Annotated in this window: 3 protein-coding genes; all 3 read right to left on the bottom strand. The window is 68.9% G+C overall.

Annotated elements, in window-relative coordinates; all coding sequences use genetic code 11:
• A partial coding sequence (locus ABFS34_16570; GenBank protein MEN8377040.1) for a NosD domain-containing protein occupies nucleotides 1-1,007 on the bottom strand: 1,007 nt, incomplete at its 3' end.
• Between the two features lie 58 nt (nucleotides 1,008-1,065).
• The gene (locus tag ABFS34_16565; protein MEN8377039.1) at nucleotides 1,066-1,530 is read right to left on the bottom strand and encodes a hypothetical protein; all 465 of its coding nucleotides are present in this window, start codon (nucleotides 1,528-1,530) and stop codon (nucleotides 1,066-1,068) included.
• A gap of 57 nt (nucleotides 1,531-1,587) precedes the next feature.
• Nucleotides 1,588-2,124 (bottom strand): hypothetical protein (locus ABFS34_16560; GenBank protein MEN8377038.1); only part of this gene is annotated, 537 nt, incomplete at its 5' end.

Genomic DNA, 2,124 nt, shown 5'->3' with positions numbered 1-2,124 from the left:
TGGGCGAACAGGCTGCGCGTGGCGTTGTCCATGAACAGCCCTATCCGGTTGCCCTCGATCCGGTTCTGCTCCGCGACGATGTCCTGCGACGTCTGCAGGAGTATGCCGAACGCGCGCGGCCCCGTGTGGTGCGAAAACACGTTGCCCCGGAACTCGATGCGCTTGGAGAACATGATCGCCGCGCCAGCCGCGTTGCGCTCGAATCGATTGCCCCTGAAGCGGTTGTCATCCGAGTACATGTAATGGAGCCCGTAGCGCAGGTCGGCGACATCGTTGTCGCTGACCTCGTTGTCGCTGGCGAACGAGAAGTATATCCCGTCACGGGTGCGCCGCACTCGATTCCGCTCGAGGCGGTTGGCGGCCGAGTTGTACAGGTGGATGCCGTTGCCGCGTTGCGACTCCTCGAGGCGCGCAATGCCTTCGATGTCGTTGCCAACCAGGCGAGTGCCGTTCGACTCCAGCAGGTAGATCCCGTGCAGCGACTCGTCGATGCGATTGTCCACGATCCGGCAGCCCTCGCAGCGGAGCAGCTTGACCGCAGCGTCGTCGCGCTCGAGCGAGATGCCGCTCCCGGAGATGTGGAACCCGCGGACCTCCACCGAGTCCGCGGCCACCGTGAGCGTCGTGCCCTCGCCGGACCCCACCAGCCGCGCGCGCCCCGTTCCTGCGCCCACGACCGCGGCGAGCAGCAGCGGAACGTCGATGCGGAGGTCGCCGTGATGCGCGCCCCGGACGCGCACCGTGTCGCCCCGGACCGCGCCGGAGAGCGCGGCCGCCAGATCATCCTCGCGCCGGACCTGGATCGTGCGAGGCGCGCGCGCAGGTGGGCGGGTGCGCGCCGCGGCATCCGCGGCGGAGTCGCTGCCCGCCTCCGCCGGCGGCCGCACGTGGTGTTCGTGCTGCGCCGCCAGCGGCGCCGGAGCAAAGCAAACGCCCGCGACGATCGCCAGGAAGGCAACCGCCGCGGACGCTACCGGATGGGCCGACCCCGACCCGCCCCCTCTCAAGGACACCCACCTCTCAGAACGGACGGGGCCGACCACCTCCGGGCAATTCACGCCTGCCTCAGCCGGCCACCATCTGGGTAGCCTGCACGGCCGACGTACCCGCCTTCACGTAGAACTGCCAGGTCTCCTCCAGCGCCGTCTGGACCTCGGCGCCGCAGTCGCCATCTTCCAGCGCCCCCCACACTCCTTCGAGCGCCGCGTTGCCCTCGGTCATCCAGTGCGTCGCGTCCTCGACCTCCGCGGTGGCCCGACCATCGGGATCCTCCACGCTGGCCAGTATGCCGTCGACCAGATCGCGGGTGCCGAGCGCCTCTTGCAGCGCCGGCCCGCACGACTCGTGCAGGGCGTCATCCCAGGAAGCAGTGAGTGCCTCGTAGTCCAGGTCCGCCTGGGAAGGCGCCGCCGGCGCCGCTTCCGCCACCTCCGTGTCCGCCGCGGCGCCGGCGTCCGCGCCTTCCGTCGCCGGGCCGCACGCGGCCAGCGCGGCGAGCGTGAGCGCAGTCATGCCGATCCGAAATCGCATATCGTCCTCCTGTGTACAGGACGCGAGGCGGGGGGCGCCAACGGACGCCCCCGCCCCTCACGCTCCTGGCTGATCGTCGAACCCGGGAGCCTTCTTCGCGCGCGCGTCCCTGATGTCGGCCCAGACAACGACCGCGATCAGAAGACCCGCGATGAGCGGCAGGAAGGTGCCCCAGGAGAAGTAGGCGTAGGTGCCGAACTGGGCGATCTGGTTCTCGCCGAACATGGGCGGCGTGAACGGCTCGATGTCGATCGGCGCCATTGGGTCCAGCTCGTGTCCGTAGTCGTACATGCGCTGGGCCATGCTGCGTAGCCCGTAGACCGCGATACTCGCCAGCCCCACGAGGGGTAGCACGCGCAGCCAGGCCTTGCGCACGAAGGCCATGGCGAACGTAAGCAGCGCCATGGCGCCCAGCAGATACGGCAGGATGCGCAGCTCCACGAAGAAGTCGCGCGAGATCAAGGCCATGCCGATGTAGCCGTTCAGTATGTTGATCTCCTGCACGTCCCCCACGATTCGCGTGGGGTAGACCACCATGCGCAGGCCCTCGGGATACTGGATGCTGGCCAGCGTCAATCCCCACAGCGGGAAGAA

It is taken from the genome of Gemmatimonadota bacterium (assembly GCA_039715185.1).
Classification (GTDB): Bacteria; Gemmatimonadota; Gemmatimonadetes; order Longimicrobiales; family RSA9; genus DATHRK01.
This window is presented reverse-complemented; position numbering and strand designations above follow the sequence as displayed.

Bases quoted from the DNA above. Each gene is read 5' to 3' on its own strand.
- ABFS34_16565 (MEN8377039.1), bottom strand. From the start codon at position 1,530: ATGCGATTTCGGATCGGCATGACTGCGCTCACGCTCGCCGCGCTGGCC.